The 14,755-nt window shown below is 43.3% G+C and carries 14 protein-coding genes; 11 read left to right on the forward strand and 3 right to left on the reverse strand.

Going from position 1 to position 14,755, the window contains the following annotated elements; translation table 11 throughout:
- Window positions 1–179 precede the first annotated feature (179 nt).
- From PROVALCAL_RS05010 to gcvP, 7 genes are all read left to right on the forward strand, one after another.
- The gene (locus PROVALCAL_RS05010; protein ID WP_006658038.1) at window positions 180–758 is read left to right on the forward strand and encodes a YecA/YgfB family protein; all 579 of its coding nucleotides are present in this window, start codon (window positions 180–182) and stop codon (window positions 756–758) included.
- Between the two features lie 164 nt (window positions 759–922).
- The gene (gene pepP, locus PROVALCAL_RS05015) at window positions 923–2,245 is read left to right on the forward strand and encodes a Xaa-Pro aminopeptidase (protein ID WP_006658039.1); all 1,323 of its coding nucleotides are present in this window, start codon (window positions 923–925) and stop codon (window positions 2,243–2,245) included.
- A gap of 37 nt (window positions 2,246–2,282) precedes the next feature.
- Window positions 2,283–3,461 carry a 2-octaprenyl-6-methoxyphenyl hydroxylase gene (ubiH, locus tag PROVALCAL_RS05020; RefSeq protein WP_006658040.1) on the forward strand — a complete coding sequence of 393 codons (1,179 nt, stop codon included), beginning with the start codon at window positions 2,283–2,285 and terminating at the stop codon, window positions 3,459–3,461.
- A gap of 25 nt (window positions 3,462–3,486) precedes the next feature.
- A complete protein-coding gene (gene ubiI, locus PROVALCAL_RS05025) occupies window positions 3,487–4,713 on the forward strand; it encodes an FAD-dependent 2-octaprenylphenol hydroxylase (protein WP_006658041.1) in 1,227 nt (408 codons plus the stop codon).
- A gap of 467 nt (window positions 4,714–5,180) precedes the next feature.
- Window positions 5,181–6,275 carry a glycine cleavage system aminomethyltransferase GcvT gene (gene gcvT / locus PROVALCAL_RS05030; protein ID WP_039861637.1) on the forward strand — a complete coding sequence of 365 codons (1,095 nt, stop codon included), beginning with the start codon at window positions 5,181–5,183 and terminating at the stop codon, window positions 6,273–6,275.
- 79 nt (window positions 6,276–6,354) lie between these two features.
- Window positions 6,355–6,747 carry a glycine cleavage system protein GcvH gene (gcvH, locus tag PROVALCAL_RS05035; RefSeq protein ID WP_006658043.1) on the forward strand — a complete coding sequence of 131 codons (393 nt, stop codon included), beginning with the start codon at window positions 6,355–6,357 and terminating at the stop codon, window positions 6,745–6,747.
- A 184-nt stretch (window positions 6,748–6,931) separates the two neighbouring features.
- Window positions 6,932–9,808 carry an aminomethyl-transferring glycine dehydrogenase gene (gcvP, locus tag PROVALCAL_RS05040; RefSeq protein ID WP_039861639.1) on the forward strand — a complete coding sequence of 959 codons (2,877 nt, stop codon included), beginning with the start codon at window positions 6,932–6,934 and terminating at the stop codon, window positions 9,806–9,808.
- An 88-nt stretch (window positions 9,809–9,896) separates the two neighbouring features.
- Here gcvP and PROVALCAL_RS05045 read toward each other — a convergent pair whose 3' ends face one another.
- Both PROVALCAL_RS05045 and ygfZ read right to left on the reverse strand, forming a co-directional pair.
- Window positions 9,897–10,517, reverse strand: a complete 621-nt coding sequence (locus tag PROVALCAL_RS05045; RefSeq protein WP_006658045.1) for an HD domain-containing protein — start codon at window positions 10,515–10,517, stop codon at window positions 9,897–9,899.
- Between the two features lie 11 nt (window positions 10,518–10,528).
- Entirely contained in the window at window positions 10,529–11,515 is a 987-nt protein-coding gene (gene ygfZ, locus PROVALCAL_RS05050; RefSeq protein ID WP_006658046.1) for a tRNA-modifying protein YgfZ, read from the reverse strand.
- A 291-nt stretch (window positions 11,516–11,806) separates the two neighbouring features.
- On the opposite strand from ygfZ, the gene sdhE reads away from it, so the two are divergent.
- The gene (sdhE, locus tag PROVALCAL_RS05055) at window positions 11,807–12,073 is read left to right on the forward strand and encodes an FAD assembly factor SdhE (RefSeq protein WP_036964213.1); all 267 of its coding nucleotides are present in this window, start codon (window positions 11,807–11,809) and stop codon (window positions 12,071–12,073) included.
- Window positions 12,054–12,464 (forward strand): protein YgfX, encoded by a 411-nt coding sequence (locus tag PROVALCAL_RS05060; RefSeq protein ID WP_006661186.1) that lies wholly within the window; start codon window positions 12,054–12,056, stop codon window positions 12,462–12,464. The genes sdhE and PROVALCAL_RS05060 overlap by 20 nt, the downstream gene beginning before the upstream one ends.
- 25 nt (window positions 12,465–12,489) lie before the next feature.
- Here the strand turns inward: PROVALCAL_RS05060 and fldB are convergent, their stop codons facing one another.
- Entirely contained in the window at window positions 12,490–13,008 is a 519-nt protein-coding gene (fldB, locus tag PROVALCAL_RS05065; RefSeq protein ID WP_006658049.1) for a flavodoxin FldB, read from the reverse strand.
- 117 nt (window positions 13,009–13,125) lie between these two features.
- Between fldB and xerD the strand changes: the two genes are divergently transcribed.
- Window positions 13,126–14,028, forward strand: a complete 903-nt coding sequence (gene xerD, locus PROVALCAL_RS05070) for a site-specific tyrosine recombinase XerD (RefSeq protein ID WP_006658050.1) — start codon at window positions 13,126–13,128, stop codon at window positions 14,026–14,028.
- An 18-nt stretch (window positions 14,029–14,046) separates the two neighbouring features.
- Window positions 14,047–14,748, forward strand: a complete 702-nt coding sequence (gene dsbC, locus PROVALCAL_RS05075; protein WP_006658051.1) for a bifunctional protein-disulfide isomerase/oxidoreductase DsbC — start codon at window positions 14,047–14,049, stop codon at window positions 14,746–14,748.
- Window positions 14,749–14,755: the final 7 nt, after the last annotated feature.

The following is a 14,755-nucleotide window of genomic DNA, read 5'->3' on the forward strand; positions in this document are numbered from 1 at the left end:
CATTTGGCGTAAATGTTGTTAATTTTCACATAGCTTATGCATAGATAGGCATTGGCGTTATATTACTAGTTTAGAATAAAAATAAACTAATAATAACTCAGACAAAAAAAGCAGACTGGTCTAGCGGCTATCCTTGGTGGTAGCATATCACGAATCCCAAGCTAACATGACGAATTCAGATGTCTATACAAAAATCTTTACCTAACTATGAATCGTTGGACAATTTGCTCCAACAGCACTCAATCGCACTCACTGCTGCCGAAATCCATGGTTTAATTACCGGATTAATTTGTGGAGGAAGTCGTGACCACGGTTGGCAAACTCTCGTCCATGATTTGGCAAATGACGGGCTTGCATTTCCACAGACGGTAGCTCAGCCGCTACGTGAGCTGTATGACCTCACATTTGATGCATTAGATGACAGCGAATTCGCATTTAATATGCTATTTCCTGATGAAGACGCTTCAGTGTTTGATCATGCAGATGCGTTAGCTGGCTGGGTTAATCACTTCTTACTGGGCATTGGTGTTGCTCAACCTAAACTTACTGATAAAAAAGAGATTAGCGAAGTTATTACTGATTTACGTAACATTGGTATGCTTGGTTATGATGAAGAAGAAGACCAAGAAGAGCTTGAGCAAGCCTTAGAAGAAGTTGTTGAATATGTAAGAGTCGCCGTTCAACTGTGCTACATCGCATTAGTTGAGCCGAAAAATGGACCAACCGCAGTCGAGAATATCAAGCCCGTTCTCCACTAATCTATAATGCTAGGTAATGACCATTAACCGTCGGTTTTCTGGGTTATCAGAAGCCTATGGTTAAGGGGGCTCTTTACCTAATATAAGACGATTGCTCTTTGATTTTTAGCTAATCATCAAATAAGCAATTTACCTAAAACCCAAAATAATAAGGCAATAACGGTATGAATAAGCAGGAATTTATTTCTCGTCGTAATGCATTATTGGCTCAAATGGCGCCTGCAAGTGCTGCCATTATTTTCTCAGCACCTGAAGCACAACGTAATGCGGATTGCGAATATCCGTATCGCCAGCACAGTGATTTTTTGTATCTGACTGGATTTAGTGAGCCAGAAGCGGTTTTAGTTTTAATTAAAAGTGATGAGAAACATAGTCATACCGTGTTGTTCAACCGCGTCCGTGATTTAACCGCAGAAATTTGGTTTGGTCGTCGTCTAGGACAAGATGCGGCACCTGAAAAATTAGGTGTAGATAAAGCGCTACCATTTGATGAGATTGTTGATCAACTCTATCAATTATTGAATGGATTAGATGTGGTTTATCATGCTCAAGGTGAGTTTGAGTATGCGGATAAATTGGTTTTTGGTGCGCTGGATGTATTACGCCGTGGTAGCCGCCGCAATTTGAAAGCCCCTCAAACTGTTATTGATTGGCGTCCGATGGTGCATGAAATGCGTCTGTTTAAATCGGATGCAGAAATGGCAGTTATGCGTAAAGCGGGGGAAATCTCAGCCTTAGCCCACATTCGTGCGATGGAAACTTGCCGTCCAAATATGTATGAATATCAACTCTGTGGTGAAATTGAATATGAATTCACTCGCCATGGCGCGCGTTTCCCTTCCTATAACACTATCGTTGGTAGCGGCGAAAATGCCTGCATTTTGCACTACACCGAAAATGAATGTGCTATGAAGGATGGAGACTTAGTTTTAATTGATGCGGGTGCGGAGTTAGAAGGGTACGCAGGAGATATTACTCGTACGTTTCCTGTGAATGGTAAATTTACCCAAGCGCAGCGTGAAATTTACGACATCGTTCTTGAATCTATCAATACCGCATTAGCGCTTTATCGCCCAGGAACCAGCATCCACGAAGTGACTCGACAAATTGTTCGTATCAAAACGGAAGGTTTAGTGAAATTAGGCATTTTACAGGGTGATGTCGAACAATTGATCGAAAACAAAGCGTATCATCCATTTTTTATGCATGGTTTAAGTCATTGGTTGGGCTTAGATGTGCATGATGTTGGTTTCTATGGTGTGGAAAGAGATCGCATTTTGGAACCGGGCATGGTGCTGACCATTGAGCCGGGGCTCTATATTGCACCAGATGCAGATGTACCCCCTCAATACCGCGGTATTGGTGTGCGTATTGAAGATGACATTCTTATCACTGAAGATGGGAATGAGAATCTAACGTCAATGGTCGTGAAAGATCCAGATGAAATAGAAGCGTTAATGGCGGCTGCTAAAAAACGCTTAGGTTAAGCAGTACAAAGTAATAACAGAAGGTAATTAATAATCTATGAATGTGATTATTGTTGGGGGAGGGATGGCTGGCGCCACATTGGCTCTGGCGATTTCGTCACTCAGTCAAGGACGCGTTTCGGTATCACTCATTGAAGCCTCTCGACCGGAAGGTCAGCATCCAGGCTTTGATGCTCGAGCGATTGCATTATCCCACGGCACCTGTCAGTACTTGTCATCGATAGGTGTTTGGTCTGCTTTTGCTGACTGTGTGACTCCGATTAATCACGTTCATGTGTCTGATAGAGGTCATGCCGGTTTTGTTAATATTCATGCCGAAGATCACCAGATTACCGAGCTAGGTAATGTGATTGAATTGCATGAAGCTGGCGCCCGTTTATTTACCCTGTTGCGTAAGGCCCCAGGAGTCAAACTCTATTGTCCTGCAAAAGTAGAGCATGTAGAGCGTACCGTGGATAATGTGACGGTCACGTTAGCAAGTGGCGAACAAATTACGGGTCATCTTTTAGTGGCGGCCGATGGAAGTCGCTCTGCGATTGGACAAGCTTGTAACATGCAATGGCAGCAGGATGATTATGGGCAAGTGGCGATTATCGCGAACGTCAAAACAGCAATTGACCCCGCAGGACGTGCTTTCGAACGCTTTACTGAATTTGGTCCTTTAGCGTTATTGCCTATGTCAGAAGGGCGCAGCTCGCTAGTGTGGTGCCATCATCAAGAGCATGCTGATGCTATTAATTCATGGGACGACGAAACGTTTATTCGCAAATTGCAGCAAGCATTTGGTTGGCGTTTAGGTGAAATCACCCAAGCCGGTAAACGCAACTGTTACCCGTTAGTATTAAGAAAAGCGGTTAATTCAGTGAGTCATCGTGTTGCACTGGTGGGAAATGCAGCTCAGACGCTACACCCAATCGCGGGGCAAGGTTTCAATCTTGGGATCCGTGATGTAATGCAATTAGCTGAATTAGTGGTGAATGCTCATGCTAATCAGCAAGATATTGGTCATTATTCATTGCTAAATCAGTACCAACAATCCCGATTAGCTGACAGAGAAAAAACGGTTGCCATGACGGATGGTCTGGTTCGGTTATTTGCTAATCGTTGCTTTCCCCTGATCGTTGGGCGCAATTTGGGACTGATGGCGATGGAAATGTTACCGCCTATTCGTGATGTTTTAGCCCGCCAAACCCTTGGCTGGGTCGCACATAAATAACCACAAAATTAAGAGGAATTATAATATGCAATCGTTCGATGTGGTTATCGCTGGTGGTGGCATGGTTGGGCTGGCATTGGCATGTGGACTCGAAGGCAGTGGTTTACGTGTGGCAGTGGTAGAAAACCATCCGCCTAAAGTGCCATTTTCTGCCAGTGAGCCCCATGCGCTGCGCGTATCAGCAATTAATGCAGCGAGTGAAAAATTATTGGCTCACTTAGATGTGTGGTCAGCCATTAAAGGAATGAGAGCGTCTGCCTATAATGGTATGGAAGTGTGGGATAACCATAGTTTTGGGCGTATCGCTTTTTCTGCAAAAGACCAAAACCTTTCGCACTTAGGTCATATTGTTGAAAATAATGTGGTACGTGATGCGCTGTGGCAAAAAGCCAGCCAATTGCGTGATGTGACATTATTAGCGCCAGCGACCATTAAGAAAGTTGTTTGGGGCGAAAATGAGGTTTTCATCACGTTAGATGACGAAAATATGCTGACAGCTCGATTAGTTGTCGGTGCCGATGGGGCGAATTCATGGTTACGTAGTCATGCGGATATCCCACTGACATTCTGGGATTATGAACATACTGCGTTAGTTGCCACAATTAGAACGGAACGTCCACACGAAGGGATTGCTCGCCAAGCCTTTAATGGGGAAGGTATCCTCGCATTCTTACCATTGAGCGACCCGCATTTATGCTCGATTGTGTGGTCCCAACCAAACTTAGCCGCGGCGCGTCGCCAAGATTTAGACAAGCTCGAGTTTGAGAAAGAGTTAACCGTTGCATTTGATGCTAATTTAGGGTTATGCCAGCTTGAAAGCGATCGTGTGACTATTCCATTAACTGGGCGTTATGCACGCCAGTTTGCGGCTCAGCGTCTTGCACTTCTGGGGGATGCTGCTCATACCATTCATCCATTGGCAGGTCAGGGTGTTAATCTTGGTTTTATGGACGTTGCTATGCTGATCGGTGAAATCAGAAGGTTGCATCGAGAAGGTAAGGATTTTGGTCAATATTTCTATTTACGTGACTATGAGCGCAGTCGTAAACATAGTGCCGCATTGATGTTAGCGGGTATGCAAGGGTTCCGTGAGTTATTCGATGGCAATAACCCTGCGAAAAAATTGTTACGTGATATTGGCTTAGTATTAGCGGATAGCCTACCCGGAATAAAACCACAATTGCTGAACCATGCAATGGGCTTATCGGATATGCCTAAATGGTTAAAACAACTCCCTATTGATAGTCAGTAATTGATTTTATTTTTCTCTTATAGACGGAACGCTGAGTTTAACGCGTTCCGTTTTTTTATTTGTAATCACTATCTCCCCACCTCGTTGATACTTTCCAATGGCTGAGAAAAACTAATTTATCCCTTATTTCGGATTAGTTTTTCTAATTTAACAATTAGACGCTGTTAGAGCCTTATTTCGATGGGAATCTCAGTTTTGATGATATTTTGCTCACCAATAAGCCAAATATGAAGGGATTGAGTGATCGTTCTCAATTATTTAACAAAAAGCGCTGGCAATATAACCGCGCAATCAGTAATACAGTGAGTACGTCACCCTATTTTTTTTTATAGCATCCAATTTCGAATGTTAGCGATTTTGAATCAAATTCGATGATTTGCGTTTTGATGAAACGGGGTTTACAGAAAAAATTTATACCGTCATCACGCAATCACCCCATCAGACACAGTAATGTAAAGAGGGTATTCATGGTAAAGCAAACAACTCTATATGATGAGCATATAGCCTGCGGTGCAAAAATGGTGGATTTCCACGGGTGGATGATGCCACTGCACTATGGTTCGCAAATCAACGAACATAATATTGTCCGAACCGATGCAGGAATGTTTGATGTTTCCCACATGACCATTGTTGATTTACATGGTGAAGGCTGCCGCGATTTTCTCCGTTATCTTCTCGCCAATGATATTGCCAAACTCACGATCAAAGGCCGCGCACTGTATACCGGTATGCTGAATGCATCCGGTGGTGTGATTGATGATTTGATTGTTTATTACCTTGACGATGATTTCTATCGTTTGGTGGTTAACTCTGCGACACGAGACAAAGACATTGCATGGATTGAACAGCATGCTAAAGAGTATGCTGTTGCAATCACTGTACGCGATGATCTCGCGTTATTAGCCGTTCAAGGTCCAAAGGCACAAGATAAAGTTCACTCTTTACTGACTGAAGAGCAGCGTGCTGCAATTAAAGATATGAAGCCTTTCTATGGTGTACAAACTGGCGATCTGTTTATTGCAACAACAGGTTATACCGGTGAGAAAGGCTATGAAATCGCAATGCCAAAGCAGCAAGTTGTAGAGTTTTGGCGCAAGCTGCTTAAAGCGGGTGTGCATCCAGCTGGCTTGGGTGCTCGTGATACGTTACGCCTTGAAGCAGGTATGAATTTATATGGGCAAGATATGGACGAGTCTATTTCTCCATTGGCAGCCAATATGGGATGGACAATTGCTTGGGAACCGCAAGATCGGAACTTTATCGGTCGTGAAGCATTGGAAAAGCAACGTGCTCAAGGTTCAGACAAACTGGTTGGTATTGTCATGCGTGAAAAAGGCATTTTACGTGCTGAACAGGTTGTGCGCTTTACCGACGAATCGGGTAAATTGCATGAGGGAGTGATCACTAGCGGTTCATTTTCTCCAACGTTGGGTTTCAGTATCGCATTAGCGCGTGTACCGAATGGGATTAAAAATCAGGCCATCGTTGAAATTCGCCATCGTGAAATGCCGGTTGAAGTGGTTAAGCCGGGGTTCGTACGTGAAGGTAAGGCATTAGTATAATTAGATATTTTCTAATGCAACACAATATTTAGTTTTATTCTCAAAAAACATATTCTCAGAATCAGAAGAGAGGCTAGAAATGAGCAATGCACCTAAAGAGTTAAGATATACCCGTGAACACGAATGGTTACGTGATGAAGGCAACGGTGAGTTTACTGTGGGTATCACTGAACATGCGCAAGAAACTTTAGGCGATATGGTTTTTGTCGACTTACCTAACGTAGGTGATGTCGTGAGTGCAGGGGATGACTGTGCAGTTGTTGAATCTGTTAAGGCGGCATCTGATATTTATGCACCTATTAGCGGTGAAATTATCGCAGTAAATGATGCATTAAGTGATTCTCCAGAATTAGTCAACGAATCACCTTATCAAGAAGGTTGGATTTTCCGCATTAAGATGACTGATGACTCACAGTTAGCTGACCTGATTGATGCTCAGGGTTATCTGAGCATGATCGCCGCGGAAGAGTAATTTATTGCATCGTACTTTGCGCTGTAGCCTGATAGTTCGCTACAGCGCAACGTATTTAAAAATATTGTTTTTATAAAGGTTAGTTTGAACTGGCCCACTTACCTCGCAGTTTATAAATAGGTCTTATCATCGCTAGAGTCTTATAACCTACGCTACGCACGGCAAAAAGGATGGGAACACAGATATGTCGATGTCACTGAGTCAACTAGAAAACCGTTCAGAATTTATCTCGCGCCACATTGGATCATCAGAACAACAAATAAAAACCATGTTAGGTACTGTTGGTGCGACCTCTCTCGATAATTTAATGGACAAAATTGTCCCAAAAGCAATCTTACTACCGGAACCACCAAGAGTGGGTGGTGGTGCTACAGAACAAGAGGCATTGGCCGAGCTAAAAGGCATCGCATCTCTTAATAAACGCTATAAAAGTTACATCGGTATGGGCTATGCCCCTGCAGTACTTCCCCCTGTTATCTTGCGTAATTTGTTAGAAAATCCCGGCTGGTACACGGCCTATACGCCGTATCAACCTGAGGTTTCTCAAGGGCGTCTTGAATCCCTGCTGAATTTTCAGCAACTCACTATCGATTTGACGGGCTTAGATCTCGCTTCAGCGTCCTTATTGGATGAAGCGACTGCGGCGGCTGAAGCCATGGCGATGGCAAAACGTATTAGTAAGTTGAAAAACGCAGAGCGTTTTTTCGTTGCAGATGATATCCATCCTCAAACACTTGATGTTGTGCGTACTCGCGCGGGTACTTTCGGTTTTGAAGTGATTGTGGATAGTGCAGAAAAAGCACTGGAGCATGAAGGGGTATTTGGTGTATTGCTACAACAAGTTGGTACCACAGGGAACATTCATGATTACAGTGAACTGTTTGCTAAGCTGAAAGAGAAAAATATCGTCAGTTGTGTGGCTGCGGATATGATGGCACTCGTTTTACTGACAGCACCAGCAAAACAAGGTGCGGATATTGTCTTTGGCTCCGCTCAACGTTTTGGTGTACCAATGGGCTATGGTGGTCCTCATGCCGCATTTTTTGCCTGCAAAGATGAATTTAAACGCGCGATGCCGGGACGTATTATCGGGGTCTCCCGTGATGCGGCAGGACATACAGCATTACGCATGGCAATGCAAACTCGTGAGCAACATATTCGCCGCGAAAAAGCGAACTCTAACATTTGTACCTCTCAAGTTTTACTCGCTAACATTGCAGCAATGTACGCGGTGTATCATGGTCCTGAAGGTTTAAAACTGATTGCTGAGCGTATTCACCGCTTTAGCTCTATTTTTGCCAAAGCGCTTACAGAGGCGGGTATTACTCTTCGTCATAAAACGTGGTTCGATACTCTCGCGATTGAAGTCGCAGATAAAGCCGCAGTATTAGCGCGCGCAGAAAAAGCACAAGTCAACTTGCGCACAGATATTCATGGTGCGGTGGGCGTGACATTTAGCGAAGTCACTTCACGTCATGACCTGAACGAGTTGTTCTTCGTGATCACTGGCATGGATAAAAAATTGGATTTTGAAGCATTAGACAAGCTCGTTTCAGAAGGCACAAGTTCTATTCCAGCCGCGATGTTGCGTGATGATGTTATCTTAGCCCATCCAAATTTCCATCGTTATCATAGTGAAACGGAAATGATGCGCTACATGCATAGCTTAGAACGTAAGGATTTAGCGCTGAATCAAGCGATGATCCCATTAGGTTCATGTACGATGAAACTGAACGCTTCTGCGGAGATGATCCCTATCACATGGCCTGAATTTGGTGAATTACACCCGTTCTGCCCACCAGAGCAAGCGCAAGGTTATCACCAAATGATTGAGCAGCTTTCTCACTGGTTAGTGCAATTAACGGGTTATGACGCCGTTTGCATGCAGCCAAACTCAGGGGCACAAGGTGAATACGCGGGGCTGTTAGCGATTCGTCGTTACCATGAAAGCCGCAATGAAGGCGCGCGTAATATCTGTTTGATCCCCGCATCGGCACACGGAACTAACCCTGCATCTGCACATATGGCAGGCATGGAAGTCGTGGTTGTGCGTTGTGATGATGAAGGTAATATTGATCTTGTTGACCTCCGTGAAAAAGCGAAGGAACACAGCACAGCTCTTTCTTGTGTCATGGTGACCTACCCATCTACTCACGGGGTTTATGAAGAGAGTATCCGTGAAGTGTGTGAAATTATTCATCAATATGGTGGGCAAGTTTATTTAGATGGTGCGAACATGAACGCACAAGTAGGTCTAACAACACCTGGCTTTATTGGTGCGGATGTGTCTCACTTGAATTTACATAAAACCTTCTGCATTCCTCATGGTGGCGGCGGACCAGGTATGGGACCTATTGGTGTGAAAAAACACTTAGCACCGTTTGTTCCTGGGCACTCGGTGGTCACGCAAGAAATGTTGACTGAGCAAGGCGCGGTTTCTGCTGCACCATTTGGTAGCGCTTCTATTCTACCTATTAGCTGGATGTATATCCGTATGATGGGCTCGCACGGGCTTAGAAAAGCTAGCCAAGTGGCTATTTTAAATGCTAACTACATCGCGAAACGCTTAGCCACTCGCTATGACATTCTATACACAGGGCAAGAAGGCTATGTGGCTCACGAATGTATCGTTGATCTACGTCCTATCAAGAAAGATACAGGTATCAGTGAGTTAGATATTGCGAAGCGTTTGATTGACTACGGTTTCCATGCGCCAACCATGTCATTCCCTGTCGCGGGAACCTTGATGATTGAACCAACTGAATCAGAAAGCATCGTCGAAATTGATCGCTTTATCGATGCGATGTTGGCTATTCGTGATGAAATAGACCAAGTGGTTCAAGGTAAATGGACGTTGGAAGATAACCCGTTAGTGAACGCTCCGCACGTTCAAACTGAATTAGCGGAAGAGTGGGCGCATACTTATAGTCGTGAATTGGCGGTATTCCCATCTCACGCAACTCGAGTGAACAAATATTGGCCAGCGGTGAAACGTCTTGATGATGTTTACGGGGACCGTCATTTACATTGTTCGTGCGTACCTATTGAAGAGTATATGTAATTAATTTACTCAGTGTTGAATATGAAAACGCCAGATGAAGATCTGGCGTTTTTTATGGGATTGCCTTTTCTGTAGCCTGTTTTTATAACTACAGCAGCCATCCTTTTTGGTGTGCCTGTTCTAATTGCTGTTCAAGTTGCAACCAAAACTCAGGCAGTATCTCTTGAATATAGTCACACTTACTGACGACCTGCTCATGGCGAATATGATTTTCAACCCAGCTTTGACCTTGATTATGCAAGTTCAATAACATTGGCATCGCTCTGTCAATGGCATTGGCATATTTCGATTCCAAGGTTTCAACAGCATCATACTCATTCCACAAGGCTAAAAATTCCGCATTTTGTGGGCTTGGTAGTAGGTTAAATAGGCGGTTAGCCGCTTTGACTTCTTCATCATGAATGGCATCACGAGCAGCATTATCAAAGACTAAGACATCACCAGCATCAATTTCAACAATATCATGTACTAAGGCGAGTTTAATGGCACGTTCCAGATTAACGCCCGGTACATAAGGTGCGAATGCCATTGCTGCAACCGCAAATTGCCAGCTATGTTCTGCGGTGTTTTCGTGTCTTTCACGGTTTAATAATTTATTTTTTCGATAAACACTTTTCAGTTTATCGAGCTCCATTAAAAATTGGATGACTTCGGTAAAAGCCCCAAAATTCAAAATATTCTGTGGCTTAGTACCTGTTGCAGATGACATAAAAACCTCAATTATTTATCTTCTTCTAAAGAATAAGGGAGTGGGCTAATTGTTAGGCGACTGTGCTCATCTCCCATAACACGAAATACGCTATCGGCTTCCATGTCATTATTCATGATGATTTGGATGCTAAGATCACCATTACCTAAACGTACTGCCGCGAGAACAGTGCCTGTACGACGCCAGTTTTCACCGAGTTGCCATTCAACACCCTCGCCGATGGTTGGGAGCGCGGAGCCTGTACCTGTAAGCCAATACATCGCTCGTTTGTTAGCACCACGGAACTTGGCACGAGCCACCATTTCTTGGCCTGTGTAGCAGCCTTTTTTAAAGCTAATACCGTGAGGGATAACCTGTAAGTTTGCTGCTTGTGGTAAATGTTGAGCGCTATTCTCTTGGTCAATAACAGCGAGACCGGCCTCAATATCAAGCGCTAACCATTGTTGGTCAGAAACCTGTGGTGCATTTAATGTGTCTGTTATCTTTTGTGCGATGGGCTCATCTGTAATGATTAAGAAGCGTTCTGCTGGGAGGTCAAAATGCAGAAGGGTGCTATTGCCATCAACAACCACTTGATTTTGGTGATCCGGCAATGTGGCAAAAATAGCTGCTAGTGCTTCTCTTGCGCCTTGTCCGGCGATACCCAGTAATTTCAGTTCGGGTTTTTTCTCAAAAGTGACTTTAGAAAAAACGGCATATTTTTTTAGTTCTGCAAGTTGGGCATCGGCGACACTGCGTCTTTCAATATAGGAAAAACCATCTAAATGATGGAATAGGCGTAGGTCACTCCACATTTTGCCTTTTGGGTCACAATGTGCGGTCAGTGTGTGGGCATGTTCAAGCGTACTAATATCCGCGGTGACTTGCCCTTGCAGATATTTTTCTGCGTCGGCACCGTGAAGATGAATAAGTTCCCAGTTTTCCAGTGAAATCAATACAAGGGGTAAAGACTGAGAATTGAGGGGAAACTGAAGTGTGTTGTCTACATGAGAAGTCATGATTTCACCTGTTGTTCTTTATCTGATAATGGTGCTTAATGGTAAAATAGCTAGGTCACATTGCAAGCCTAAAACGGTACTAAAGTTTCATTAGCCTATTATTCAGCATAAGCGGGTAAATAGTTTGTAGAAAAACGGTATTTTACAACCTAAAATGTGAACTATGTAGAGTGTGGCATGTTTTATTGACAGATTATCTGATAGAGTATTTAAAATAATCAATCTTATCAGTCAACTGCAACAAAAGGTCGTAGTGAAATGGATAATGGAATGCCTAGCGGGCAAAGTCAAATCGATATCAATAACAAGGCGCGAATTCATTGGGCATGCAGAAGAGGCATGCGTGAGCTTGATATTTCTATCATGCCATTTTTTGAATATGAATATGACGAACTGACAGATCACGATAAACGTATTTTTGTGCGTCTACTCGAGTGCCCAGATCCAGATTTGTTCAATTGGTTGATGAATCACGGGCGTCCGGAGGATGAAGAGCTATTCTCTATGATTAAACTCATTCAAGAAAGAAATAAAAATCGTGGTCCTGTGGAAATCTAATCTTTCCATTTCATGGAAAACCCAGCTTTTTTCAACCAGCCTCCATGTGGGGGCGGGTATCATTTTGCTTGTTGCACCATGGGAACCTGGTAACTCGATGATTTGGCTTCCATTATTGGTTATCTTAGTGGCGAGCTGGGCAAAAAGTCAAAAGAACATTAGCAAAGTGAAAGGCGTTGCTGTACTGGTGAATGGCAATAAGCTTCAATGGAAAAAGAATGAGTGGGAAATAATCAAAGCACCATGGTGTAGCCGTTGTGGTATTTTATTGACGCTTAAGGCACTGCAAGGAAAGCCACAGAAGCTGCGTTTGTGGGTGGCGAAAGATTCAGTGTCCGAAGAAAATTGGCGTAACCTCAATCAATTATTACTGCAATATCCCGACATTTGATATTGCAGTTTATTGCGCTTCATCTCTAAAGAGCAGCTTCAATTTCTTGTAGGATCTGCTCACACCATTGGGCGATTCTCTCGTCCGTTTGTTCAAATTGGTTCACATCATCGAGTGCGAGACCAACAAACATTTTACCGTCTTCAGTCAGTGGTTTGGGGCTTTCAAATTCATAACCTTCAGTAGACCAAAAACCAATAAATTGTGCGCCAGTCGGTTTTAGTTGGTGATAGAGCATACCTAATGCATCTAAAAACCATTCGCTATAGTCAACTTGGTCACCCATGCCATACATGGCGACCATTTTGTCGACAAGGTTAAGTTTGGGAAGCGCCTCCCAAATTTCCAGCCAGTCTTCCTGAATTTCACCAAAATCCCACGTAGGAATTCCCAAAATAAGAACATCGTACTGCTCCATTAATTCTGGCGGTGTATCGTTGACGTTATGGAGCGTGATGAAATCATCACCTAGGATGTCGCGTATTTTCTCCGCAACCATTTCGGTGTAGCAGGTACTTGAGCCGTAAAAAAGACCTATTTTCATATATATTCTTACTATATCCAGCGCTGGTTTTTATCACGAGGGACGTATTGTAACAGATGGTGCTACAATCAGGCATAATAGATTGCATGGTAATAATAAAGAGGCATAGGATCTAGCGTGGAAAGTAAACAACTAAATCCATTAATTGAACAGTTTCTTGATACAATTTGGTTGGAGCAAGATCTTGCTGAAAACACCTTGGCATCTTATCGTAATGACCTCCAATCATTAGATCGGTGGCTGGATAAGCAGCAGCTACATTTAGAAACCGTTCAATCTATTGATTTGCAATCTTTTCTAGCAGAGCGTATTGACGGTGGATATAAAGCTGCAAGTTCGGCGCGTTTGTTAAGTTCGATACGCAGGCTATTTCAATATTTTTATCGTGAAAAAATTAGGTCAGATGACCCTTCAGCGGTAATTGCAGCACCTAAAATTCCGCAACGATTGCCAAAAGATTTGAGTGAAAAACAAGTCGAAGATTTACTCAATGCGCCTGCAACTGAGGACTCGCTCGAATTACGAGACAAAGCGATGTTAGAAGTGTTATATGCCTGTGGCTTACGCGTCTCTGAGCTGACGGGATTGACCTTCTCGGATATCAGTTTACGGCAAGGGGTTGTGCGTGTTGTGGGGAAAGGTGACAAAGAGCGTTTGATCCCTCTGGGAGAAGAGGCGATTTATTGGCTGGAAAAATACATTGCAGAAGGGCGCCCTGACTTATTGAATGGAAAGACCAGCGACGTGCTTTTTCCAAGTAAACGCGGTACAAAGATGACCCGCCAGACATTTTGGCACCGAATAAAATATTACGCCGTTTTGGCAAATATTGATGGGGAAGCATTATCGCCTCATGTATTAAGGCATGCATTCGCAACCCATTTATTGAATCACGGCGCAGACTTACGCGTCGTACAGATGCTATTAGGTCATAGTGACCTATCAACAACCCAAATTTACACACATGTTGCCACTGAGCGACTACGTGCTTTACATGAGCAGCATCATCCTCGAGGGTGATGGGTGAAAAGGATAAATATGAAACGCAAATTACTTGTTTTAGGCGCCTGCATCGCGTCATTAACGGCATCTGTTTATGCAGCAACAGAAGAGAAGCTGATTATTGAAAAACTTGCACATTATAATATGCAAGTAGAGTCTATTAAGCCTTCCCCAATTGTGGGTTTAAATACGGTAGAAACGGATAACGGCGTTATCTATGTGACTGATGATGGTAAATATTTATTGCAAGGTCCTATTTATGATCTGAGTGGCAAAGTCCCTGTAAATATCAGTAACCAACCATTATTGAAGAAGGTAGAAGCGCTAAAAAATGAAATGATCATTTTCAAAGCGCCTAATGAAAAATATGTGGTGACCGTCTTTACGGACATCAGTTGTGGCTACTGCAAAAAGTTACATGAAACCGTAGGCGAGTTAAACAGTAAAGGAGTTACCGTTCGTTATTTAGCATTCCCACGCCAAGGACTGAAGAGTGATACGGCGAAACAAATGGCATCCATTTGGTGCAATGGTTTACCTCAAGATGCGTTAACGAAAGCATTTAAAGGTGATGAGGTTGCCATGATTGATGACTGTAAAATTGATTTAGGTAATCATTTAAAATTAGGTCAATTATTTAAAGTAACAGGCACGCCAGCGATTATTTTGCCAAGCGGACAAGTGCTACCTGGCTTTTTAAAACCGGATGAATTACTCCAATTACTTGAACAGAAATAATCATTAT

Source organism: Providencia alcalifaciens DSM 30120, assembly GCF_000173415.1.
GTDB lineage: Bacteria > Pseudomonadota > Gammaproteobacteria > Enterobacterales > Enterobacteriaceae > Providencia > Providencia alcalifaciens.

Coding starts and splice junctions, on each gene's coding strand:
- ubiH (WP_006658040.1), top strand. CDS start 2,283: ATGAATGTGATTATTGTTGGGGGAGGGATGGCTGGCGCCACATTGGCT.
- pepP (WP_006658039.1), top strand. CDS start 923: ATGAATAAGCAGGAATTTATTTCTCGTCGTAATGCATTATTGGCTCAA.
- gcvH (WP_006658043.1), top strand. CDS start 6,355: ATGAGCAATGCACCTAAAGAGTTAAGATATACCCGTGAACACGAATGG.
- gcvP (WP_039861639.1), top strand. CDS start 6,932: ATGTCGATGTCACTGAGTCAACTAGAAAACCGTTCAGAATTTATCTCG.
- dsbC (WP_006658051.1), top strand. CDS start 14,047: ATGAAACGCAAATTACTTGTTTTAGGCGCCTGCATCGCGTCATTAACG.
- fldB (WP_006658049.1), bottom strand. CDS start 13,008: ATGAAAATAGGTCTTTTTTACGGCTCAAGTACCTGCTACACCGAAATG.
- PROVALCAL_RS05010 (WP_006658038.1), top strand. CDS start 180: ATGTCTATACAAAAATCTTTACCTAACTATGAATCGTTGGACAATTTG.
- ubiI (WP_006658041.1), top strand. CDS start 3,487: ATGCAATCGTTCGATGTGGTTATCGCTGGTGGTGGCATGGTTGGGCTG.
- PROVALCAL_RS05045 (WP_006658045.1), bottom strand. CDS start 10,517: ATGTCATCTGCAACAGGTACTAAGCCACAGAATATTTTGAATTTTGGG.
- gcvT (WP_039861637.1), top strand. CDS start 5,181: ATGGTAAAGCAAACAACTCTATATGATGAGCATATAGCCTGCGGTGCA.
- ygfZ (WP_006658046.1), bottom strand. CDS start 11,515: ATGACTTCTCATGTAGACAACACACTTCAGTTTCCCCTCAATTCTCAG.